Source organism: Bacillus sp. 2205SS5-2 (assembly GCF_037024155.1).
GTDB lineage: Bacteria > Bacillota > Bacilli > Bacillales > Bacillaceae_K > Bacillus_CI.
This window is the reverse complement of the sequence record NZ_JAYKTS010000023.1, coordinates 1-21,725: the sequence shown is the minus strand read 5'-3', so window position 1 is coordinate 21,725 and position 21,725 is coordinate 1. Positions and strand designations below refer to the sequence as shown.

General features: G+C 34.8%; 36 protein-coding genes. 1 reads left to right on the top strand and 35 read right to left on the bottom strand.

Annotated features, from left to right (window positions below):
• Positions 1–6 precede the first annotated feature (6 nt).
• The 33 genes from U8D43_RS14865 to U8D43_RS14710 form a co-directional block, all read right to left on the bottom strand.
• Positions 7–753: a phage tail domain-containing protein gene (locus tag U8D43_RS14865; protein ID WP_335871968.1), complete on the bottom strand. Its 747-nt coding sequence runs from the start codon at positions 751–753 to the stop codon at positions 7–9.
• Positions 750–2,819, bottom strand: coding sequence for a phage tail protein (locus U8D43_RS14860; RefSeq protein ID WP_335871967.1), 2,070 nt, complete (start codon positions 2,817–2,819; stop codon positions 750–752). Before U8D43_RS14860 ends, U8D43_RS14865 begins: the two co-directional genes overlap by 4 nt.
• Positions 2,806–3,081: a hypothetical protein gene (locus U8D43_RS14855; RefSeq protein WP_335871966.1), complete on the bottom strand. Its 276-nt coding sequence runs from the start codon at positions 3,079–3,081 to the stop codon at positions 2,806–2,808. Before U8D43_RS14855 ends, U8D43_RS14860 begins: the two co-directional genes overlap by 14 nt.
• A 47-nt stretch (positions 3,082–3,128) precedes the next feature.
• Positions 3,129–3,461, bottom strand: a complete 333-nt coding sequence (locus U8D43_RS14850) for a hypothetical protein (protein WP_335871965.1) — start codon at positions 3,459–3,461, stop codon at positions 3,129–3,131.
• 53 nt (positions 3,462–3,514) lie between these two features.
• Positions 3,515–4,060: a hypothetical protein gene (locus U8D43_RS14845; RefSeq protein WP_335871964.1), complete on the bottom strand. Its 546-nt coding sequence runs from the start codon at positions 4,058–4,060 to the stop codon at positions 3,515–3,517.
• A 1-nt stretch (position 4,061) separates the two neighbouring features.
• Positions 4,062–4,460 (bottom strand): hypothetical protein, encoded by a 399-nt coding sequence (locus U8D43_RS14840; protein WP_335871963.1) that lies wholly within the window; start codon positions 4,458–4,460, stop codon positions 4,062–4,064.
• A complete protein-coding gene (locus U8D43_RS14835; protein WP_335871962.1) occupies positions 4,453–4,875 on the bottom strand; it encodes an HK97-gp10 family putative phage morphogenesis protein in 423 nt (140 codons plus the stop codon). The genes U8D43_RS14840 and U8D43_RS14835 overlap by 8 nt, the downstream gene beginning before the upstream one ends.
• Complete coding sequence (locus U8D43_RS14830; protein ID WP_335871961.1) at positions 4,875–5,180, bottom strand: phage head closure protein; 306 nt, start codon at positions 5,178–5,180, stop codon at positions 4,875–4,877. Before U8D43_RS14830 ends, U8D43_RS14835 begins: the two co-directional genes overlap by 1 nt.
• Positions 5,173–5,442 (bottom strand): hypothetical protein, encoded by a 270-nt coding sequence (locus U8D43_RS14825; RefSeq protein WP_335871960.1) that lies wholly within the window; start codon positions 5,440–5,442, stop codon positions 5,173–5,175. Before U8D43_RS14825 ends, U8D43_RS14830 begins: the two co-directional genes overlap by 8 nt.
• Before the next feature lie 77 nt (positions 5,443–5,519).
• A complete protein-coding gene (locus tag U8D43_RS14820) occupies positions 5,520–6,779 on the bottom strand; it encodes a phage major capsid protein (RefSeq protein ID WP_335871959.1) in 1,260 nt (419 codons plus the stop codon).
• Positions 6,773–7,357: an HK97 family phage prohead protease gene (locus tag U8D43_RS14815; protein ID WP_335871958.1), complete on the bottom strand. Its 585-nt coding sequence runs from the start codon at positions 7,355–7,357 to the stop codon at positions 6,773–6,775. The genes U8D43_RS14820 and U8D43_RS14815 overlap by 7 nt, the downstream gene beginning before the upstream one ends.
• Positions 7,358–8,551 (bottom strand): phage portal protein, encoded by a 1,194-nt coding sequence (locus U8D43_RS14810; protein WP_335871957.1) that lies wholly within the window; start codon positions 8,549–8,551, stop codon positions 7,358–7,360.
• Between the two features lie 7 nt (positions 8,552–8,558).
• Complete coding sequence (locus tag U8D43_RS14805; protein WP_335871956.1) at positions 8,559–10,259, bottom strand: terminase large subunit; 1,701 nt, start codon at positions 10,257–10,259, stop codon at positions 8,559–8,561.
• A complete protein-coding gene (locus tag U8D43_RS14800; RefSeq protein ID WP_335871955.1) occupies positions 10,249–10,638 on the bottom strand; it encodes a P27 family phage terminase small subunit in 390 nt (129 codons plus the stop codon). Before U8D43_RS14800 ends, U8D43_RS14805 begins: the two co-directional genes overlap by 11 nt.
• A gap of 123 nt (positions 10,639–10,761) precedes the next feature.
• Positions 10,762–11,007 (bottom strand): HNH endonuclease, encoded by a 246-nt coding sequence (locus tag U8D43_RS21070; RefSeq protein WP_442893615.1) that lies wholly within the window; start codon positions 11,005–11,007, stop codon positions 10,762–10,764.
• Positions 11,000–11,251: a hypothetical protein gene (locus tag U8D43_RS14795; protein WP_335871954.1), complete on the bottom strand. Its 252-nt coding sequence runs from the start codon at positions 11,249–11,251 to the stop codon at positions 11,000–11,002. The genes U8D43_RS21070 and U8D43_RS14795 overlap by 8 nt, the downstream gene beginning before the upstream one ends.
• A gap of 18 nt (positions 11,252–11,269) precedes the next feature.
• Positions 11,270–11,467 carry a hypothetical protein gene (locus tag U8D43_RS14790; RefSeq protein ID WP_335871953.1) on the bottom strand — a complete coding sequence of 66 codons (198 nt, stop codon included), beginning with the start codon at positions 11,465–11,467 and terminating at the stop codon, positions 11,270–11,272.
• The gene (locus U8D43_RS14785) at positions 11,460–11,753 is read right to left on the bottom strand and encodes a hypothetical protein (protein ID WP_335871952.1); all 294 of its coding nucleotides are present in this window, start codon (positions 11,751–11,753) and stop codon (positions 11,460–11,462) included. Before U8D43_RS14785 ends, U8D43_RS14790 begins: the two co-directional genes overlap by 8 nt.
• 57 nt (positions 11,754–11,810) lie before the next feature.
• Positions 11,811–12,296 (bottom strand): hypothetical protein, encoded by a 486-nt coding sequence (locus tag U8D43_RS14780; protein ID WP_335871951.1) that lies wholly within the window; start codon positions 12,294–12,296, stop codon positions 11,811–11,813.
• Positions 12,297–12,379: 83 nt separating this feature from the next.
• Positions 12,380–12,553 carry a hypothetical protein gene (locus tag U8D43_RS14775; protein WP_335871950.1) on the bottom strand — a complete coding sequence of 58 codons (174 nt, stop codon included), beginning with the start codon at positions 12,551–12,553 and terminating at the stop codon, positions 12,380–12,382.
• Between the two features lie 61 nt (positions 12,554–12,614).
• Positions 12,615–12,941 carry a hypothetical protein gene (locus tag U8D43_RS14770; protein WP_335871949.1) on the bottom strand — a complete coding sequence of 109 codons (327 nt, stop codon included), beginning with the start codon at positions 12,939–12,941 and terminating at the stop codon, positions 12,615–12,617.
• A gap of 7 nt (positions 12,942–12,948) precedes the next feature.
• Positions 12,949–13,107 (bottom strand): hypothetical protein, encoded by a 159-nt coding sequence (locus U8D43_RS14765; RefSeq protein WP_335871948.1) that lies wholly within the window; start codon positions 13,105–13,107, stop codon positions 12,949–12,951.
• A gap of 82 nt (positions 13,108–13,189) precedes the next feature.
• Complete coding sequence (locus U8D43_RS14760; RefSeq protein WP_335871947.1) at positions 13,190–13,720, bottom strand: type II toxin-antitoxin system PemK/MazF family toxin; 531 nt, start codon at positions 13,718–13,720, stop codon at positions 13,190–13,192.
• Between the two features lie 3 nt (positions 13,721–13,723).
• Positions 13,724–13,879 carry a hypothetical protein gene (locus U8D43_RS14755; RefSeq protein ID WP_335871946.1) on the bottom strand — a complete coding sequence of 52 codons (156 nt, stop codon included), beginning with the start codon at positions 13,877–13,879 and terminating at the stop codon, positions 13,724–13,726.
• Positions 13,880–14,007: 128 nt separating this feature from the next.
• Positions 14,008–14,256: a hypothetical protein gene (locus tag U8D43_RS14750; RefSeq protein WP_335871945.1), complete on the bottom strand. Its 249-nt coding sequence runs from the start codon at positions 14,254–14,256 to the stop codon at positions 14,008–14,010.
• Between the two features lie 34 nt (positions 14,257–14,290).
• Positions 14,291–14,602, bottom strand: a complete 312-nt coding sequence (locus U8D43_RS14745) for a hypothetical protein (protein WP_335871944.1) — start codon at positions 14,600–14,602, stop codon at positions 14,291–14,293.
• Positions 14,603–14,679: 77 nt separating this feature from the next.
• Entirely contained in the window at positions 14,680–15,486 is an 807-nt protein-coding gene (locus U8D43_RS14740) for a hypothetical protein (RefSeq protein WP_335871943.1), read from the bottom strand.
• 973 nt (positions 15,487–16,459) lie between these two features.
• Complete coding sequence (locus tag U8D43_RS14735; protein ID WP_335871942.1) at positions 16,460–17,470, bottom strand: hypothetical protein; 1,011 nt, start codon at positions 17,468–17,470, stop codon at positions 16,460–16,462.
• On the bottom strand, positions 17,448–17,660 hold the full coding sequence (locus U8D43_RS14730) for a DUF5659 domain-containing protein (protein WP_335871941.1): 213 nt from the start codon (positions 17,658–17,660) through the stop codon (positions 17,448–17,450). The genes U8D43_RS14735 and U8D43_RS14730 overlap by 23 nt, the downstream gene beginning before the upstream one ends.
• Before the next feature lie 43 nt (positions 17,661–17,703).
• Complete coding sequence (locus U8D43_RS14725) at positions 17,704–17,880, bottom strand: hypothetical protein (RefSeq protein ID WP_335871940.1); 177 nt, start codon at positions 17,878–17,880, stop codon at positions 17,704–17,706.
• Positions 17,881–18,204: 324 nt separating this feature from the next.
• Positions 18,205–18,864 carry a YkyB family protein gene (locus tag U8D43_RS14720; RefSeq protein WP_335871939.1) on the bottom strand — a complete coding sequence of 220 codons (660 nt, stop codon included), beginning with the start codon at positions 18,862–18,864 and terminating at the stop codon, positions 18,205–18,207.
• Between the two features lie 29 nt (positions 18,865–18,893).
• Entirely contained in the window at positions 18,894–19,121 is a 228-nt protein-coding gene (locus U8D43_RS14715; RefSeq protein ID WP_335871938.1) for a hypothetical protein, read from the bottom strand.
• A gap of 341 nt (positions 19,122–19,462) precedes the next feature.
• A complete protein-coding gene (locus tag U8D43_RS14710) occupies positions 19,463–19,786 on the bottom strand; it encodes a hypothetical protein (RefSeq protein WP_335871937.1) in 324 nt (107 codons plus the stop codon).
• A gap of 137 nt (positions 19,787–19,923) precedes the next feature.
• Between U8D43_RS14710 and U8D43_RS14705 the strand changes: the two genes are divergently transcribed.
• Positions 19,924–20,151 (top strand): helix-turn-helix transcriptional regulator, encoded by a 228-nt coding sequence (locus tag U8D43_RS14705; protein WP_335871936.1) that lies wholly within the window; start codon positions 19,924–19,926, stop codon positions 20,149–20,151.
• Between the two features lie 10 nt (positions 20,152–20,161).
• On the opposite strand, the gene U8D43_RS14700 is transcribed toward U8D43_RS14705, so the two are convergent.
• Both U8D43_RS14700 and U8D43_RS14695 read right to left on the bottom strand, forming a co-directional pair.
• The gene (locus tag U8D43_RS14700) at positions 20,162–20,935 is read right to left on the bottom strand and encodes a helix-turn-helix domain-containing protein (RefSeq protein ID WP_335871935.1); all 774 of its coding nucleotides are present in this window, start codon (positions 20,933–20,935) and stop codon (positions 20,162–20,164) included.
• A gap of 192 nt (positions 20,936–21,127) precedes the next feature.
• Positions 21,128–21,289 (bottom strand): hypothetical protein, encoded by a 162-nt coding sequence (locus U8D43_RS14695; protein ID WP_335871934.1) that lies wholly within the window; start codon positions 21,287–21,289, stop codon positions 21,128–21,130.
• Positions 21,290–21,725: the final 436 nt, after the last annotated feature.

Below are 21,725 nucleotides of genomic sequence, written 5' to 3'. Positions count from 1 at the left end.
CACCTCCTAATAATGCAAATGCCTGTACAAAAATGTAATTGTATAGTTTGTTGCTCCGGATATGGAAAAATCATTTCCACCTTCATCAAGTCTAATTATTTTTCTATTTGTCTCTCGATAAATAGAGAGCAGATTTTTAGTGCATCTTATTTTATCAATGACAATTTCATCAGTTGCGGTGGCGCTACCTGTGTAAATCCATTCATCGCCATTAGTTTCGTTTTTTATCGACAACTGACTTGAGACATCGCCTTTAAACACTATTTTTAAATCATGCTCTGTTGGGTCGATAGCCATATCACCATAATTGTAAACTGGAAATGAGGAGGTTGATTTGGTCACCTTAATTTCATTTCTCGACTCAGCAAAGACTTTTGGAATAGTAAAATTCAATGAAAACATTCCAGAGTTTGGGTCAACAGTAAAATCAGATGACAGTCTCACTTTCCACCTAATGTCTGGTTGATTATCAGGTAAAATAAAAAACTCTTCCTTTTTGGGAAAGAGTTTGAATAACTTACTTCGTATAAGTAAATGATCATTTTTACGAACATCAACAAAACACTTTGCATTTAATGGCCGTGGATTATAATTTGAGCTCAAAACATACTCTCCATCTGAGCCTTCTGCTCTTTCTGTGTCAAATGAGACTGTAGGTGAAGGTAACTGCAATGATAGCACCAAAACTCCTAAATCGTACATGCTAGTTCGTTTTCCTTGCTTGTCTTCGACAGTAAAATTAAATGGCGTCATCCCTCCTTCACCCCCTCCGATAATAATTCAATTTCTAGATCATCATCTAGCAAATCTTTAATGACTCCAAAATTCTTAGTAATCCATTCTTGACCGTCTAAAACTAGTTTTATAATTACAGGACGCTGTGTTTCATCGTTATTTTTATCTAAGATGCCTCTTGATTGAGCTGCTGTCTTCACTTTCGCACCCTGTTCCACTTTCATTAGCTCGGGGCCATGCTCCCCAATAACAGCCCATCCTCCTTTTGCTGACTCAGTGCCTTTTGCATACCATTCGACTCCCAAACTTGGAGGTGATTTGATCCAATCCTTGGGATTCCATGACCAGTTTTTTACTTTAAAATGTGGCATCTTGATGTTTGGTAGGGATAATTTTAATCTGCTAAAGAATCCCCTAATGTCATCAATAAAACCTTTCACTTGGTTCTTTGCTTTTAAGATCGGGTTTACAATTGAGTCTCTAATCGAGTTAAACTTAGATTTTGCAGATGTAAGCAAATCAGAAAACTTACTTTTTCCACCTTTTGCAATGTCATCAAAAAATCCAGTCACTTTTGACCAAAGCCCTTTAACAATGCCAACAACACTAGTGTCTAAATTCTTAAAAATATTCTTGGTCTTTGTGAAAAAAGATTTAAACTGACCGATTCCTTTCGTGATAAACGATTTAATTCCACCAAAAATCCGACCAAACATCATTAGATTTATCAAATTCCAGACAAATTCTATTGCGCCAGAAAACATTTGCTTGATCCCTTCCCACATTTTAGAAAAGTCACCTGTAAACAAACCGGAAAATATCTTGATGGCTCCCATGATGACATCTATCGCACCAGAAATGATGCCTTTTATGTTCCCCCACACCATTCTGATAATCAGCTCAATGGCAGGCATCACAAACTCTATAATACTAGCAATCAACGAAAACGCATTTTGGACGGCTTGGACAATTTGGTCTCCATTTTCCGTCCAAAATTGCTGGAGTTGACCAACAATTTCCATAATAAAGGAAATTGCATCTTGCAATATAGGAATGGCCGTTGACTTTATTGTAGTGAAGATTTTCATGAAGGTTTCCCCTAGATTCCCCCCACCAGAAAATAAGTCGCTTATATACTGAATGTATCCAGCGATATATTCTTTTACAAACCCGATTGCGTCCATGATTGTTGACTTTACATTATTTAGTGTTTCTTTGTTATTTTCAATCCAAGTTTTAACTTTTTCCGATGCTTTAGAAATCCATTCAATTCCTTTTCCAATACCATCTACCAATCCAGAAGTAAAATCAATGACATATGGCAAAGCCGTTTGAAAGGCTGGAATTAATGTATTAGTCAACAATGGCGCAACTTTCGAGCCTATTTGCATCGCAGCTCCACCAAGAGTTGATTTAAGGTCTTCCATCGCCATGCGAAAATTATTTGCGTTGTTTAAGGCGTCATTACTTAAAACAGTTCCCAAATCATTAGCTTTTCCCTTTGCATCTTCAATGGCATTAGCTCCCATTGAGACAATTGGAGCTATTTCACTCCAGGAACTCCCTAATAAATCCGTTCCGTACCTTGCTCTTTCCGCTGGATCTTCAACTCCACTCAAACTTTTGATTATGCTGTCAATCTGCTCATCAGGTGATAAACTTTGCAAGTCTTGATAGCTCAACCCCAACCCAGCCAACGCTTCTGATTGTTTTCCTGTGCCTTCTTCGAGAATGTTCATTTGTTTTGTTAATTTTTCTTGAGCTTTTGTAACTGCCTCTATATCCACCCCAGCTTGCCCGGCAACATACTGCCATTCTTGTATGGCATCGGTTGACATTCCAGTGATGGAGTTTAGGTCGAGAATTCTATCCGCATAATCTCCTGTTTTTGTCGCTAATGCTGTCACCGCTCCACCAGCAAGAACAGCCGCTCCAGAAATTGCCACTCCTACTTTTGCTGCAGATTTGACAGTTTGTCCAAAAGTGCCAACCAACCCTCTACCTTTTTTATCTGTTTTGGCGATGCTATCATTGGCTTTTTCGTTGTCTATAAATATTGAGCCGAACAACTTAAAGATTTCCATTTCTATCACCGCCTTTCTTCTCATGATTTTCGATAATTTTTAGTAATTCGTCCTCAATTTCTTTGTGGGATTTATCAGTGACTTTTTGAGCAGGCTTGCTGACTTTTTCTTTAAAATCCAAAAATGACACAAACTCAAGTTCCTTCTTCATCATCGGAGGATAGAGGCGCACCCACAGCTCTAAAATTAATTTTTCATTTTCTTTTTCTTGTGCTTTTTGTAGCAACTTATTTAAGCGTTTTACAGGTGTTCTTTTTAACATCTCATAATGATAATGAGTGTGGAATAAAATCAGAGTCTCCTCATATCCTATTCCACTGATGCTTTTAAAAAACCCATTAGATCGTTATCTTCAATGATTGCTTTAAATGTCTCGAAACTTTCTTTAATTGGCTTCTTTTTTGCTTCATTTAAAGTTATCCCTTGAGCAATGGCCAACACCGAAAAGAAATCGTCTTTAACTTTTTGAGAATTTTTTAAAATGTGCATCAACACTTCCCAGAAAATTTTGTCTTGACTAACTTTTTTATTTTTATATTTCTTTTTTAATTTTTCCGCATAGCTGTCTAAATCAACTTTTTCATAGATTTCAACAGCGTACGGCAACATGTCAAATATTTGTTCCGATTCAAACTTTTTCATTATAATTTCCTCCTCAAAATAAAAAGACAGAGATTTTTAATCTCTGTCACCAATTAAGCAATCGCATCGACATCTTGGATGTCATAAATATCACCCATGACTATTGGATCATGGTGGGCGAACACCTCAATGGGTATCTCACCTTCAACTTTTGGCTTTGCGCCTAAAACAAAATCACTTTCATTCATAGCGTTAAAAAGAGTTATTTTCTTAAATTTTCCATTTACAGTTTTAGCAAACATTGTCAGATTTTTTAGATATTTTGAAGAGTCAATGATTCCACCTTGATTGTTGGAAATTTTACCGGTGCCTTCATCGAATTCCGCTTGGGAAGCTAACACCATTTCTAGCGTTTTAAGCTGCGTATCTAAAACGCTAAATTTTAAAGAGGCATTAATTTCGTCTACGTTTTGCATCCCCTTCGTTTTTCCCATTTTTCCATCATATTCGATGTCGTAAATATTTTTGGTTGCAGAAAATTCTGCTCCGCCTTTTGTTGGCCCGATTTTCTCCTGGTCAACTTCACCATAGTTGGCAAAAACAATTGCATAATCTATTTGGATGTTATCAATTTGCTCTTGTGATAATGGATTCCCCATTTTAATTTCCCCTTTCAAAAAGTCTAGCATGGTAGACGTTTTTTCTTCTTTTGATACCCGTGCCCTCTTCATCGAGAGGAATTGTTCTGTCCAGTGCATACGTCACGGTGGCGCTCTCGTTGTTAAGAGTTTTCCGATTTAATCCTGTTGGAGAAACAATATCTCCATTTCCATTTATTTGTTTATTTAAATTGTCCACTGGCAAGTCATCGTTGTTGAGAGGTAAATCCCAAACATCAACATCGATCGAATAAAAATCTAAAGACTCGCTGTGAGGTGTAACATCGTTTATTTCAAATGTGATAAAGGGATATTTTGCATTATTAGACTTCAAAGAAAAATAGACTCTAGGATGAATGGTTTTCAAAAAATCTCTCGTGATTTCAGTAATCTCAATCATCAGAAATCACTTCCGACTCATCAATTAATCCTAATGCTCTATTTTCATCGTCAATTGCGGATAAATATTTCCCTTGTATTCTCCTAATTTCATCGATGTTTTCATTAACTGCTTTTTTCAGTAATCCTAATTTTTGCGTTTTAGAACTACCAAACTCTTGGTACATTCCATAAAACCCTCCAGGTTTAAATCCAATTTGCAAATCTCCACTTTTTCGCCTCACCCAGTATTGTGTGTTTTTTGCAAGTCTTCCTGTTCTCCTGTGCACATCGCTTCTAAAACGTTTTGTAACTAACTTGCCCGTATCTCTTAACGCTCCCCTAACAAGTTCTGCAAGAGTGTATTGTACTCTGTCCACACTCGAAACATACTCAACACCATTTTTCTTAATCTTGACCGGACTTGGTAATCCCATTAAACCACCTCATTTCGAGCGACTCTAGTAGCAACTATTTCTGTTTTTTCATTATCTTTTTCGTATGTACGAATCACCTTATATTCCTCATTTTTAAACTTTAGTTTTTCTTCATTTTTGTAGTCTAGGCTCCACACTTCAAACATGATTTCAGGTTTGAGTTCGGAAGCTCGAGCTTGGTAAAATTCTGATTGCCTTATCGATTTTTTATCTGCGAAAACTTGTCTATATTTGTTAGTTTTTATCATTGTGCCTCTGCGATTCTCTTCTTCAGTAATGGTGATAAATTCTAAAAAATCATCCACTATCTTTCGCCCTTTCTTTTAAGATACGATTGCGAATCCTGTGCTGGATGTTCCTAGATAAAGGCAAGTCTTCTGTTCTTTTTCTATAACTCCATGCAGCATAGTCAGCAATTAAAATTGCATCTTCAATGTCGTTTAGTTCATCTAAAACGATGCCCTTTCGTTCAATTTCTGCTCTACAACTGTCCAGTAGTTTAACAAAATATTCGTCCCTTAAATGATGAGTAATCCCCAAGTCCATTTTAAGTAAGTTTAATAACATAGATTCACCACCTTACTACAAAATAAAAAGGCGGATGTCAAAATAGTTGCATCCACCTTTCTTTTCCTATGTATGTATTAAGCCACGTCTTGTATAGTTACTAGTGCAAATGCATCAGGTTTAACTGGCTTCCCATCAAATCGACCTTTTCCTCTAAATGCCATTTGATCCTCAACAAATTTTACATGTTCCGAATTATCAATAGTGATACTCTCACGCTCAATCAACGTATATTGAGAAAACTCACCGAACAATACTTCATCTTCTGCTAGGTTGTTATTAAAAACAACACGTAGTCCTAATAAATCAGGATTTTGTAAATTTGGCAATTTGCCAACCACATTCCCTTGAGCGTTAACTTGGATCGAAAATTCTAATAAACGATTGTAAAATGTTTTACGATGCATTACTGATACGATTTCTCCCACACTGTCTTCACCAGTATCAATTAAACCAATTTGTTTAACAAGATTCTTAATTAAATCTGCATCCGCATCAACGGTGACATTATTTTCAGGCGGCAATTGAGGAATAACACCATCAGGTTGTTTATTGGCCGCTCCGGTACCTTTCACAATAGCGAGGTCTAATGCTTTCGCAATCGCTCGAGCAATTTTCTTTGTTACGTATGCATCCAAATTAATAATGGAATCTTGTAACAAATAATTGTCTACAAAAGTAACTTTACCAACTTTAAATCCATCAAAATCAACTTTTGTTACTGTGCCAACATCGCTAGCAGGCAAAGTTGCATTTTGCTCCATCCACGTTGCTGCAGTAGTATCTGTGTCAACTAAAATACGAGTAGTGCCTGTTACTTGGATCTTGTCAACTAATGGATACAGCGTGGTAAAATCTCCCATGATGTCCATAATGCGATTAACTACTACATCAGGAATTGTCAACTCAGCCCCTGATACTGCTCGTAAATTCTTAAACTTATCATAAAATTCCTTAACTTCTCCACGCTCATAATACTCTCCTGATTTGTATAACTCTCTCACTTGTAATCGATTCATGATTTCAGCAGCTCCCTTTTCACGTTTTTGCGTTTGTTTTTGTTTGATACTTCTTTCGTTCACTTCTTCTAACTCTTCTTCTAACTTTTCAACTTCAGATTGCAACGAGTTTCGAGAGGATTGTAAATCATCATTTTCTTTTTCAAGTTTTTCAATTTCCTCGTCCAATAATTTAAAATCCTCATCGCTCTCAGCATCTTCGAGTCCGATTTTTACCTCTTCACTGCGCTTCTGGATTTCTGCTTCTCGTTCATTATATGACTTTAATTCTTGACGTTTTAATTCTAGTGACCTAGATAATCTTAATTGCTTCAACATTTTTTAACAGCCTCCAAGCGTTTAATTAGTTTTTGTCGTTGAGCTTCAACCTTTCGACTTTTCATTTCTTTGATTTGCTTTTCTCTGACTTGCACACTTGTATTCTCATAAGCTGGAAAAGTCACAACTGAAATTTCGTGTAAATCAACCTCATTGATTCTCCAGCGAAACGAATCATTAGCAAGTTCCTCTAGTTTTTCATCCAGGATGTCAAACCCGAACGAACATTGGTCAACATCTTTTCGTTCCACTAGTTCGTACAAATCTCTTGCATATTGTGTGTTTGGTAATTTTATGACACCATATAATCCTTTTTCATCGGAGCTCAATTGCAGAGTTCCACTTTTGTTTCTGCCCAACACATACTGAGTATTATGATTCCACAGCGCTCGTATATCGTTACTCAATGTGTTGTCAAAACAGCCTTTAGATAAAATTTCAAAGCTCCCTGGCCACAACTCGGTTTCTTGTTCATATAGTGCAAAATACCCCTCAATGATTAACTCATCAGGAGTATCTTCAGCACGAGTTATATTAAATTTTGTGCGATATTCCCTGACCATTTTTTCCTTTTTCATTTAGTCCTCACCCCCTTCATCATCGCCTTTTAGTTTCTTTTGTTTACCTACATCGGCAACGGGAATAAAGTTTTCTAGTACGACATATTCATTAAGTCCATCAACTGGAGAGTAGTCGAACAAGCCCCTTCCTTCATTTCTGGAAATCATACCACTCGCCACCAGCTCTTTGACATGTGATGTTTTTTCGCTGAGATTGTATTGCATTAAGCTTTTTGGATTAAACTTAAAATACCACGTAGGAGAGTAAACAAGTTTCTTTGTTAACTCTTGTTCGATTGATTTTGCAATTGGCATTATCACAGAACTAATAAAATTATTGTACTCATCTTTATTAAAATCTCCAATTCCAATCATAAAACTAGGAACACCGAAAGCAGACGCAACTGATCGTTTATCAAGTACAATACTCTCTTGTATGGCCAAGTCTTGCAGTGTTAACGGTCTCACTTCTTGTACGTCAATTTCATCTGCAGGGATCAACCACGGCTTCCCGGCCTCAGTGTCTCCAATATAACTATTAAGCAACTTTTCTCTCATTTCCGAATCCTGTATCTCTTCTGCATCGCCTTGCACTTTGATGATTAGAGAGGGTTTCCACTTACTTTTTAAAAATACTGTTTTTGTAGTGTTTGCTTGCACTAGATTTGTGATTGTATCTTTAATTGTGTTGATATAGCCTTGACCTTTATAAGGCAATTCGTCATCTGGTATCAAAGAAAAATGAAGGAGTTCGTCTGGGTCATAGTGCACATTATTGATTGAAATTGTATATCCCTCTTCATTTCCTTTAAAATTTACTCTATTAATATCCCAAATAATTAAGTTGTCAATTAGATTGCCACTCATCCTTGGTTGGACAACACTATTTCCAGCCGAAATCATATCATCTACAACCTTATAGATAAAATTTTTCCGTATCATGTTTTTATTTGGATTAATGTCAATCTTTTTGGAAAGTTCATTCTTTAAACGAACATCTCCGTTATCACCATTTTCCATCAGCATGATTGTCATACTTGACACAAGATCAGCAATTTTATGACGACATTTCTTTACTTCCTCATTTTTTGTGATAGGTACAAATCCAGTAGGCAACAGTATGTCTTTAGAATCTCCACCGGACAGCCAATACCCCACTGGATTTGTGCTTCTTTTTTGCTTCTTTTTATTAAATCCAAATATAGTAATCACCTCCCTCTTATTCAAACCAACTTTTAAGTTTGTCTCCTTTATCTCTTGCTAAAATAGATTGTTTACAAGCAAAAACAGTCGCATCGAATAAATCAATTCTAAAATTATCGTGCACTTTTTCGTATCTCACTTTATCGTTGGAATCTTCTACTGCCTTGACGTTGCTGATACAATACTCAAACGCCTTATTATGTAAGTAAGAGAATTGCCTCTTTTTTATTTTTTTCTCGATTTCTCGGAATGCTTCAGACTTTTTCCAGTAGGCTTGATCAGAGTTCTCCATTTTAAATTTTGCTTTTTGCATTGATCGAACAAAATCACGAGAGTATTGCTTATCAAATCCAACATTCTTAATTTTAAATCCCTTGCTCTTCATTTTTTTAAACCATTTTACTATTTCTTCGTAATCGGTGATTTCGCTATTAGTCATAGTCAGCCACGATTGTTCTTTCCACCAAAAGAAAGGAATGTTGTCCTCTTCTGCTTTGGCTTTAGCTTGAGTAATAGGAATAAATCCGTGAGTAATCGCAATGTCTATATCATTATAGGTTCCATACAGTGAAACACCGCATAAATCGTATAGTCTTGCTAAATCAGCTCCCCCATACCATGTGATAGGTAGCTTTGCCAAATCTCCAAGAGTGTAATTGTACTCTTCATCCGAGGCTTGTACCTCTGCAATATTAAAATATGCGCTCATCGTATTAGTGTAAATGTTTAACGATTTATTTAAAAATTCATCCCTAGCCGATACATCGTTTTGAGCCTGAAGTGATTCTGCCATAATATCTTCCGGTCTAATCGTGACGCCATAATTAGGATTTGCTTTTTCATGCTCTTGAGGATTTGTATAATCTTCAGGATTATCAGCCTTTGTGATAAAGATAAAATATTGCTCATCTTCGACTTCTTTGTTTAGTATTTTTTGACAGTATTGTAATCGCTGATAACAAAAACTACTCATATTAGATCCTGCCGTGGTGATTCCGATTAGCAATTTATTTACATATGCCTTCATCGCTTGTTTGTATACAAAATACTCATTAGAGTTTTTATAAGCATGTATCTCATCCAAAATGAAAATATTTCCGTTTAGTCCGTCTGCTTTCTTTGCATCGGACGCCAAGGCTTGTATCTTCATTGCGCCAGTTTTATTGTCTTCTTGATCATAAAAAGAGCGAGAAATACTGTGTTCGCTATTGTTGTCAAGAACTCTAAAGTTGTCTCTTTCCCCCATGATTTCTATGTTTTCTAGGATGTTGTAAAAGGCTTCAAGCGCCCTGTCCAACTTTGTAGCAATTATGTAAAGCACCGAATAATACTTTTTTTCTAGTAACGACATTGCCCAAGCTAATGCTGATGCAAAAAAAGTTTTACTGTTCTTTCTAGGCAAAAAAATAAAAGCCTCTTTATAGAGCCTTTCAGATTTTCCTTTTATATATAATCCTGCCACATTGTAGACTATAAACTTTTGCCAGTCCTCGAGTATATATGGTTTTCCTTTGGCGGTACCTTTAATGTGTGTAAATGTTTTTTCAATTATTGTTATACAAAACTCAGCATCTTTGTGTTTTAGTTCATACCTTTCATCCTCAAGGTGATTTAAAAACCTTTGACAGCCTTGTATTAATTCTTTACATGCTATTTTTTTTCCTGCAACTATATCATTGGCATATTTTAATACCGCCTGGAAGTTTTCACTTGTCAAGTGAGCTCAACGCCAAATCTAATTTACTCATTTTCTTTTTCTTCTTTGCCATCTCATCATTAATTCTCTTTAGTCCAGCAGGAGTTAGACCTAATAAATTTTCGTGATTGACAATATCTTTACGCAACGTTTCGAGCGAAAGGTACATTGCTGTTTTACGAATGTTTTTTGCACCAGCTTTATTGGTGTATTCTTCAGATATTTTACAACCATCTGCATAAAATTGCTGCATGAGCACATCATACTGGAATCGCATTTCTGAGTAGACTCTAATTGCCGAATCAAACTGAGGACGATATGTGCCAAGCGATTGCATATCCTTCTCCGTTTTTCTAATAATTTTTCTCACCGCTTTTTCCTCATCTGACATTTTAGCCATACTCACCCCTCCTTTTAATCAGAAATAGAAAATCCCCTTTTATTGTAAAATGGTGCGTAGTTGGAAAAAGTTACCCTCCACCGGTTCCTAAGCGTTTAATCAACAGAAATAATGATGGGGGGATTAAAATTTTCTCCTTCCACCTTTTTCTGGGTGCAATTTGTTATGACATTTCGCACAGACCGAAACTAAATTATTATTGCTCAACCTTAACTCAGGATGGTGTTCCAGCTCTTTTATGTGATGCACTATATTCGCATCACGATTGACGCCATACTTCTTGCACTCTTGACACAAGAATCCATCACGCTTTAATATGTATTCTCTTTTCTTTCTCCAAACTATAGATCGATAGAAGTCGTTACTCATCCACACTCACATCTTTCAATGCTTCTAGAGCCTTCTCCTTACCCCTTACCTTCTCACCATTTGACAGGACATAATATCCTCCGCCTACATGCTTAATTAATGTATCTTGCTCAACGCTAAGATATCCTTTACCATGTAACTCTTCCACTCTATCTTCATCGTCTGATATGTACATAGTTCCCACATTAAACGACTCATTACTATACTTATCTTTAAATCTCTTTATTACCTCATAAGACTTCATCAACTCATCAACCTTTCTTCAATCAACCAAATTAGACACCATCATATTAACAATCTCATCCTCATTAAATTCCACTGTTAAATGTGCATCCATCATGATAATATCTTTATACTTTTCTTCAAAATGTTTTATTTGATCTAATATTGATTCAAGCTCTAATTGACATTCGTCCAATCTTCCGATGACATTATCAGCATTAATATTTAAGTTAATCATTTACCTTATCCCATCGCTTAATAAAATCATCCATCTCTTTTGACAATTCAATTGTTTTTTTCTGAATGCTAGCTAGTCTTAGCTCATTCTGATCTTGAGTAGTTGCATTTATTATTTCCTCAACAATATCTTTCGCTTCTTCAATCTGCTTTTCCAGGTGAAGTAGATATCCTCTAACAACTTCTGGAATCCATCTTTGCTCATGTAACTCTTTTCCGAGTTGTTCTACCACTCTTACAAATTGCTCATCGAAATAATTAGTATCACATAATATTTGACCTTTCATCGAATCCCTCCAATTTCTAATTGTGCTAAAATAAAAAGACACCTTCATATGAGATGTCTAAGATATAAAATCCCTATATTCTTTTATACTTTCTGGGATGCCAGTCCTTAATTCTTCTGCATTATAAGGGAGATTTAATTTCTTTTTTAATTGGTTGTACTCTTTTACGACAGTGATAACTAATCGTTCAGTGTTTTCTGCTTCAATTCCAGTAAGTTGTGAAGAATATTCTATCCAAGCATCTAACAGTTCATTAGAAGCGTATCCAGCCTTTTCTAAGATAAATTTCTCCATGTTTTCCCTTGATTGATATTCTATCCCTTCAGTACTACCTAGCATTAATTTTTTCGACCTTAGTGAAAATTCTTTCACCATCTTAATTCTAACATTAATTATTCCATATAGAGGAGCGTATAGGTTTTTTAACTGCTCTCTTTTTCTATTTCTGCTCTCTTTGTAAGGTGTTATAATAAAATGGTTCAAAACAGCAATAAATAATGCTACTGACGCAGAAATTAATACACTTACAATTCTAATATCCACATAAATCACCGCCTCAGAACAATTATAATACGAACAATCGTTCTGAACAACTAATTTAGTGATAATTAATAATCTTATTACATTTAAAGGCTAACATCCAATTCCTTTCTTAATCTGTTCAAGCATTTTTCCCCTAGTATCGCTTCTCCTATTGCTAGAGTACTCTCAACTGTTAATTTTGATAACTCCTCATGACTTATACCTGTGTTTGCCATAATCAACCCTATAATTTTTCTAATATATTTTAAGTCATTCATTATAAAATTCCTCCCTCAAAATAAAAAAGCCACCTCAATTGAGATGACGAAATACTATTTTCTAATCAACTATTTGCTTTAAATAAACAATTACTTCTAACCATAAACTACCGACCTGATGATGAATCAGTTCCACATGTTCTTTAGAATACTTCATCCCCTTAAAGCTTATTACATCACTTATTTGCAAAGAAGAAACATAATTAGCACACATCTCATTATCTACACTAATATCAATTAACACCTTTTCTTCACAAACACATTTAACTATAAATCTATTCAATTCTTTATTCACAGTCACACCACCTCCCCTCACCGAACTAATTCGATAAAAGGAAGTGATTCCCTGCCTCAATTCATCAACTTTAAAAGCAAAACTTTTCACCAAACAAAAACTATCCCTTATGATACTCCACATCAAGCGTCAGGTAGTCAGCACCCTCAGCTTCCAATACACCTTCAATATCTTTTTCTTCGTACTCATTGTAGCTAACATACTCGTTCAAAGTTTCACCATTATATTTTTTAACAATCATTTTGTTTAATTTTTTCATTTCGTCACTCCTTAACATTCTCCCTATTTTTTTCAACGCAAAAAGACCCACCACAGATAATGGTGAGACTCATAAAAACATTTCACATGTCCAGTAATTCTGCAATATGGGAATCAATAAATTTCATTCTGTCTTCAGGAACTTTCGTCTGTTTTTTAAGTAACATGCTTTTATGGATTGTGGTGATTTGAGTTAAATCAACTTCAATACCGTACAGTCCTCTTGGAATATATGCAAAACCAATATGAGAATCATTTATCAAATCTTGATACCAGTTTTTAACTAAATCCCTTTCTTTTAATCCCATAATAGGGGCAACTTGCACGTAATCATAATCTTTTGATTTATTTAAAATGTTGTTTGAAAGAATTATCACTTGCCTTGGTTTAACAGTAATCACAATATCCTGCTCCACTGCTCTAGGTCTTCCATCAATAATAACAGGATCAAAATTTCCATTTTCTCTTTCAATAATGAGATTTCCTTCTTCATCTCTCTTTAAAAACCTCAAAGGCTGTTCTTGGTCTGAATAATAACTCATTGCTGCTTGAAAAAAGAATCCTCTTTCAATTAAATACCAATTATTAGAGTCAATAAAAATTGATTCAGTCATTTATCAGTTTTCCCCAAAAACTTTTTTATAGGTTAAGTTACTTATACCTCTATTCTTTTTAGTTTTCTCGTTGAGAGTTTTCAAATCACTAGGTGTTGCAGTAGATAAAAGGTTTGTTCGCTTATTCTTAGGTTTTCTTTTAATTGCATCTGCAAACATATCTTTCTCCTCCTCATTTCGCATATACCACTCACCACCTTTTTTAAACGCTGATAGACTAGTATATGCCACTGTTTTTACTTACTATACCATAACTCGCAACATCGGGGAATTTTCCCCTATCTTAATTAAAGCTTAAATCCTTTTCCGACATGATCAGAAATATTTTTCATTGTTTTCAACTGAACAAATGTAAGCAATCCCACAAAAATGTACAGAATGACCATTAATCCAATTGGAATAAAATAATTTATACTAATCTGTAAAATTGCTCCGAGCACCCATGCAATCGCACAAGCAATCGATGTAAAAAATACGAATTTAATCAAAAGAACAAGCCGAATAATTGCAAACGACTCTTTATAAATTTTATTCATTCTTTTTCCTCCTCATTTTACATGTGCAGAAAAGTTAAACGTAAAGCCTATAAGCAGCAGCAAGTAAATCCTCAAAATTTAAATACTTGGTGCTCTCCTGGACAAACTCATCAAATCTCACTGCATTATAAACAACCAATCTGTGACCTATGTTCTCAATAAACGGATTCTCTTTAACAAAATGATCAAATGATTTATATGCAGTATGCCTTTGAAAAAACTCATTCGACAAAGCTTCACAATTTACATCTGCAAGTATTAGTTTAATTAATTTTTCATCATTAATGCTGAACCTTTTAACTATGTAATCGTTGATATCTCTATATTTCTCTAAATAAAAATACATTTATTACCATCCTCCTTCAAACTACATTTCGACATTTAACGAAGGATTCCTTTGTTAATTATGTATTTTTTTGTAAATCAATCAGTAAAATCAACTTTATATTTGTAAAGTGCATCATACAGAGGTTCAGGAATTTGATGTTTAAATTCATCCGCAACGTCCTTAATCAGCTTTTCTTTATAAATTTTATAAACCTCAAATGCTTTTTCTGGAGAATCAAATCTCCCCAGATACACACGACCGCCTTTGTTATTGCAACACCTAACTTCATATTTATCACCGTATCTGCTACAAACTTTCACTCCAATCGGTGTATTTCCTCTTAAAGCTTTCCTTGAGGCAAACATTCCGTTGATAAATTGGGGAACAAACGCACAAGTCTCTGGACTGTACACACGATTTCCCTTTTTTAAAATATCTTTATCAAGATGCATTTTATGGCCATCAATCTCATAATAATTCGCATCGAACCACGATGCAAAATTTTGATAGCTGTGCCACTTTTTGCACACAGAAACATCTTTATATGTGGGATGATCTTTTTGGAATTGCTTACTATAACAACGCATCAACATGGCACTCCAAGTTAAATATTTCGTTGTGTATCTACCATCTACACGGACTGGATGATCTCCTTCCCCAATATAGCCGATGGCAAATTTACTTTTATCATTAACATTCTTCACTCTACCAGTAACAAATTGATGCCAGGTAGTTTTAACAGTGTTTTCTTGATCAACAAACCTGACAAGCACATTTTGAGAGCCATTATACTGCTCCACAATCATCAATGAGCCTAAACTATTAGTGTTTGTTTCTCCCACTCGTCCTAAAGCAGTTTCACTTATTTTTTGTCTTTTTTTCTTCGATGGTTGATTTTCCATTCGACACGATCCTTTCTGCTTTTTAAAAGAAAGCTTAAACTTTTTTAAAAATATATTTTTGTGCAATAAAACGACACAAAACAAAAAAGTCAGAGGAGATTTCCTCTGACTAAAATGAAATATTTATTTTTCTTCCTTTATAGACTATCCATCAAGATTGGCTGAAAGCGTTGATATGAAAGACTTTGCGCTAGTTTCAAATTTTATTTTATTGATAAGACATGATAGTAAAGGCTTTTATCAGCTTTCCAATTGTACACGTTTTTCCCTGTATTCACGCTGTTTTTCTTCCTTTATAGACTATCCATGAAAAATGGCTAAAAGCGTTGGGGCGCAAGCGATTATGGATTTCTTAACTATCATTACTTCTGTGAAGTCCACTAGTATCAAGCATTTGAGCTAATTCTGAAACTTCACATATTTCTGCTCTTTTGCTTATTTTTCTTCCTTTATAGACTATCCATGAAAAATGGCTGAAAGCATTGATACGTAAGGGTTTATAGTAACTTTAGCAAACAAAATATAAAATAAACGTTGATACTATGGGCTTTAAGCCGATTTCTAAACTAGGACATTTTTTTACTTTTTTGTTTATTTTTCTTCCTTTATAGGCTATTCATAAAAAACCTCAAAAAAGCTTGATATATCAACATTATTGGAATGTATAGATTTTTTTAGTTAAATTAAACAACGCTATATCAACCTTTATCAGCTTTTCAAATGTACACGTTTTTTCTTTTCTTCCCGAATTCTTCCATTGATATAGAACGTTAATGATTAACTTAAAAACAGATTTTGCAAAAAGTAGTTTATTTGCGGTAGTTAGAATATAGATATTAATTTTTACTTATATTTAATAATAATTTATCAATATACATTTATTACTAATTTAATAATAATTAATTAAATATAATAAGTAGGGTAATTTATAGACTATATTATATGTACCGCAGAAAAACTACTTTTTACATTTTCAAAAATTAAATGGTAAGTTTGCAACTTCTCCATCAATATCACGGTTATTGATTTCCTCTTTTTCTGTTTTCCATTTTCGATAATCTTGTAGGCGCATAGACTCAATGTTTTTAACCTTAACAGGCTCATTTGAAAAGAAGGTGTACTCATTTGTTTGATATGTATTCGCTTTCCGCTCCTCTTTACTTAAGCCACTCACGTAGTAATCTTGATTATGTATGCAATTAATCATTCGGTATTTTTTTAATGACTTGAGATATTTATCTAGCGTTCTGTCCTTAATTTTCGTTTGATGTGTAAGGTCTGCTAATGCCACATCAAATCCATTTTTAAATTGATCATTCATCATTTTTAAGTAGCTGTAGAGGTAAAATCCTGTGCAACCTAAATCCTTTTCCCCCATACAAAACATAAATACCTCAAAGTCAATCATGTGAGTGTTGTACACTTCGTAATAAGCTCCATCAATGATACCTTCCTCATATGATTCTCTGTCACGATAAAATTGTTTAACCGGAAATTTAACTTTATAGTTTCTCAATTTTTGCGTTATGTACTGTTTATCAACCTCATCTAAATCCGAAACGGTGACAAACTGTAAGTCTTGATCCTCAAAAGTCCAGTAGATAGGATAATTTGTTGTGGTCAAAGTATATCCTAAATCATCTAACACACCATTTTTTTTTATGATAAAGTCAATCGTTTTCGTTGTAGGAGAATACCTTAAACACTTCTTTATACCGTTTGTCGTTATCCATGTATCGCTGTACTTACAATACCGATGCAGCCACGCTATAAAGTATACATATGAGTATGTAAAAGCTACGTGTGACCCCACTGCTCCATTCTTCTCATGATCTTCTGGAAACAGCGTATTAAATTTTCTATGTAGATCATCAAAAATCTCATTTGGCATAAACACTTTATTTTCGTTGTGATTAAACTGCAAAAAATCCCTTATGCTATCTTCACAAAGGGATTTGATCTTAAGTAATTCTTTTTCCTGCATTCGCTTTCTCCCCTTGATTTAATTTGGATTTTTTATATTGGCTCAGTGCCGATTGGAAGTTACTATTGATTATGTACAAACTAAAAATGCGACCTTTTTTTATGTCTTTTGCCACAGTGACGCACTTAATTCCCTGCTCATTTAGATATGTAGATAAATTTTTGTCATAACAAAAAAAGAAATCTTTCAAACTCTCACCTCCCTTCAATCCAAATTCCATTAAAATATGTATTTCATCTTGGTAGTAATTCGTCAATAATGTTAATCACTACATCAATGTGGTCACGAATAGCATGATATTCCTTGGAGTCGTATTCGTGTTTACCTAACTCATCTATGCTCACTTGTAAATGCTCGATGATATCAGCTTTAGACCACTTTTTAATGTCTTCGATTGTAATTGTTTCCATTTAATACACCTCCTTAAAAAAACTTTTCAATTAAATGTTTGACATTATATAAATCTGTGGTAAACTATTAGCAGATAGTAGTATAGGTTTATCTATTGAACTAGCAAAAAAAATATTAAAAAGCTAAGCATAGATCATCTTTTTTAAAATCTGATGAACTGGGCTATTTACTTATTTTCAAGGCACTATTCCGTTTCCAACTTAACATAACTTATTTGTCAAATGCTAGTAGTTTTTTGTCGAATTTAAAATTTAATTTAAATCCTATTCTAAAATGTTCGAGCCGCCAAGCAGACACTTTAGAATAGGATTTTTTATTATTGTTTAAATTGCCTTATTTTCTATGAAAGTTTCCAATAATTTTACAGATTCATGAAATTTTATATCTAAACTTATTGAATCTGAAGAGATCACTCCGATTTCACCAAGATCTTTGAGTCCCTCAACCTGACTATGAAACGCTGGTAAATGAAATGTAAAATTACCTAATTTGTATAGCTTTAGATAATTAGTCACATCTTCATTTTCTCTTTGTAAAACCTGACGATGGTATCCTAAAAATTCCCCTTGATTTAGTTCTAGCAATTGATTAATGACCGCATCTTTTAGGTTGTAAAGTTTTAATTGTCTTGTCTTAGACCGACTTACTACACTGTATTTTTTACTATCGTAAGAATGATTTTTTGTGTCCCTACTCTTTTTAGCCGATTTGTTGATAATGTAGAGAGCTTCAGCAATGGTAGATGGGGAGATTTTTATATGGCTAATATCTACCACTCTTTTTTTAATTTCTATGCCATCTTCAATTTTATATAAATTAAAATCTCTCCATCTGCCTTGAGCGTAAGCTCTGACGTATGCAACAACTTCTGCATTGTTATGCACTCTTAAACCGTAGACATTTTTCATTTGAGTTTTAGTTGCCAATCCTTCTGGAACATTTCCCCACCTTACATAAGTAGGTATTTCACATTTCGTTGTCATTTTTGTCCCTCCATCATTTTTTATTCTGATTAAACAAATTGCGGTGTTTCTATTTCTACCCCATCTTCGTCATGAGCTTGGAATTTATAAAATGGGATATCCTCCACATTAAGCGTGATAGTTCGTCCACCCGGCAATTTGACTATAAGTGTAGCCTCGATAAAATGCTGCAGATCATGTTCCTCTACGAATCTAGTTACCTCTTGATTTGACTCCTTGGATACCGTTAGTTCTACTTTACCTGTAAATGTTTTCATTATTAGCTCCCCCTCATATTCCATTTTAGTATTTAAAAAGTAATCATCCTCGACCAGATACTCTTGCCCACATTCACAATCATTCTGCCAACAATAAATACAGTTGCCTACTCCCTGTAGCATAACAGTCTCCTTTCTTTAGTTTTATTGATCTGAGATGAAGTGTAATTTTTATGTATTAGTCATGCTACACCTCTAAAATACTAGGATTTTAAAAACATTTATACAGCAAAACGTGACTACTTTTGGAGGTATCTGTCGAATGAGTGTTTTTGATTGAAATTTCTTCTTAAAAACGTTCCAATTTAAACAATATGAAAATTTGGAACGTTTTATTGTCCTTAATTAAATCCTCCGCCATCAATTGCACTGGTTAGAATTTCAAAAACATTTCCATCCACCTCGCTTAAGAACAAAGATGACTTATAGAATGAGAAATAGTGATAACATACAAATTTCTCGCCTGGAATATTGTCATAGTTTTTAATCACCTTAATAAAAAATGAAGAAGGTGTAATTCTTGCAAATACTAATTTTTTAATATCTGTATTAGAGTTTAAATCATTAAAATGAGTTTGGATTTCCTGTCTTACAGAATCCTCAATACCCTCAAACGAATTTAAGTTGAGATGATACAGATTCTCTTTCTCGATAAACTTAATCATCTTGCTTTCCCCCTTTCGTTTAATATTGGCTATGTCTACACTATACATTATGCAATAGTGCATAGTCAATAGTTTTATATAAATTTATTTGAAATTGCTTATTGATTATTGCATACTATATACAAGGAGGTGCTTATATGATTAATGGCATAACCGTAAAACCCCGTTTATCTGACATATTAGCAGAGGAAGGTTTAACCCAGACTAAATTAGCTGAGATGGCCCAGATCCCTCAATCCGCTATATCTCGATTTGATAAAAATGCTTCCCATTTAGATGCTCATCTTTTTGCAATTAGTAGAGCGTTAAATAGGCCAATTGAGGATTTATTTAACGTTAAACAAACCAATGAAGCCAATAAATAAGGCTTCTTTTTTATGTTTCCAAAAAACTATTAAAAGCATTTCGCATAAAAGTTCGTCTCATTTTTTGCCGAAGAATTCCCGTAAAATAGCCGAATTTATTCTCTACTTTTCCTCGCTTGATTTTAACCACTAGCTGCTTAAAAGCATCCACAGATACACAAATTAGATCCTGCATTTGCATTTGATACATCTTATTGCTGATATAGACGATTCGCCAAAACTCCTCCACGTCCTTAGCGTTGTAAAATGAGCCACAGATTGTGGAGAAGTCTTTGTTCACCCAATCCGATACGTTTGTGTCTTGGGATGGATTAACACGCTCAGATGTATCTGTACGTGTTTTTAAAGGTATTTGTTTTAAAAATTTAGTTGTTTTTTTGGTGGGACATTTCCCTTCGTTTTCCACTTCCTCTTGTGGGACAATCTGCTCAATTGGCTGGATTATTATTGCGTTTGTTGTTTGTCGCATATCTGTTCTCCGCTTTGTTTCTAGCTGTTTAATCACACCTAACACTTCTAGTTTCTGACAAGCTCTGATGACTGTTTTACGGCTGATATTTAAAGTCTGAGCGATGTTGTTTTTGGAACAGAAGCTAACGCCCAAGTATTTAGCAGAGTATCTGTGCAGGTGATCCAAAACTTTGAGTGTTGACTTTGTTAATTGATCCGCCAATTGTTTTTTGTATGAGCGAACAGTTTGATTTAATTCTTCGATTGTAGTAAAAGTGGACAGATTCGAATAAGCCTCGACTGATGCAATGATAGTTATTGCCTTTTTTGCCACAACAAAAACTCCTTTCATTTTGCCGAAAGAAGTCATCACCAAATACAACTACGACTTGATTTTTTTGAAAAAAAGTCGTACAATATAATCACTTATTATTGTATTGTGTGATGCTTCTTTCGCACAGGAGGAGTAGATGAGTTACAGCTCACCTGCTCCTTTTTTTTGTTTTCTAAAATGCTAGCTCTCCGTTTACCTTCTGCCATATCTCTCGTGTACTTCCACTTTCTTCTCAGTTAGTATTTTCACCATTTTTTCGTTTTGTTGGTTGTCTTCGATTAACTCATTAAGTATGTCGGTGATGTCCCTAAGACTCATGTAGCTAATGATGGATGGGCGAAACTTTGATTTCATGGGATTTTCCTCCTCTGGGAATACATTGATTTTGTAACCCATTATAGAAATATAGGGGACTAATTCACTCATCTTACAACTCTCCTTTCTTTAGATGAAGGATTTTTTCGCAATGCTTTTAGCTTTTAGTAACAGTTGATCATCGATGATATAACTTTGATGCGGGCATCGTTTAAGAAAAGCGGAAGTGGCTGCCCAGGGACGGCAGGTATCTGGCAGAACACGAAGTGAAGCCTGCTTCACGTAGTGGGCTGACAAATGCCCGAGTCCCTAGCCACTGCAGCTAGATCACGAAAAGCGGAAGTGGCTGCCCTGAGGCGACAGGCAAATGAAGAGCTCGTAGGTGATGCCTGCATCACTGGAGAGTTATTCATTTGACCCCGAGCCTCAAGCCACTGCAGCTGGATCATGAAAAGCGGAAGTGGCTGCCCTGAGG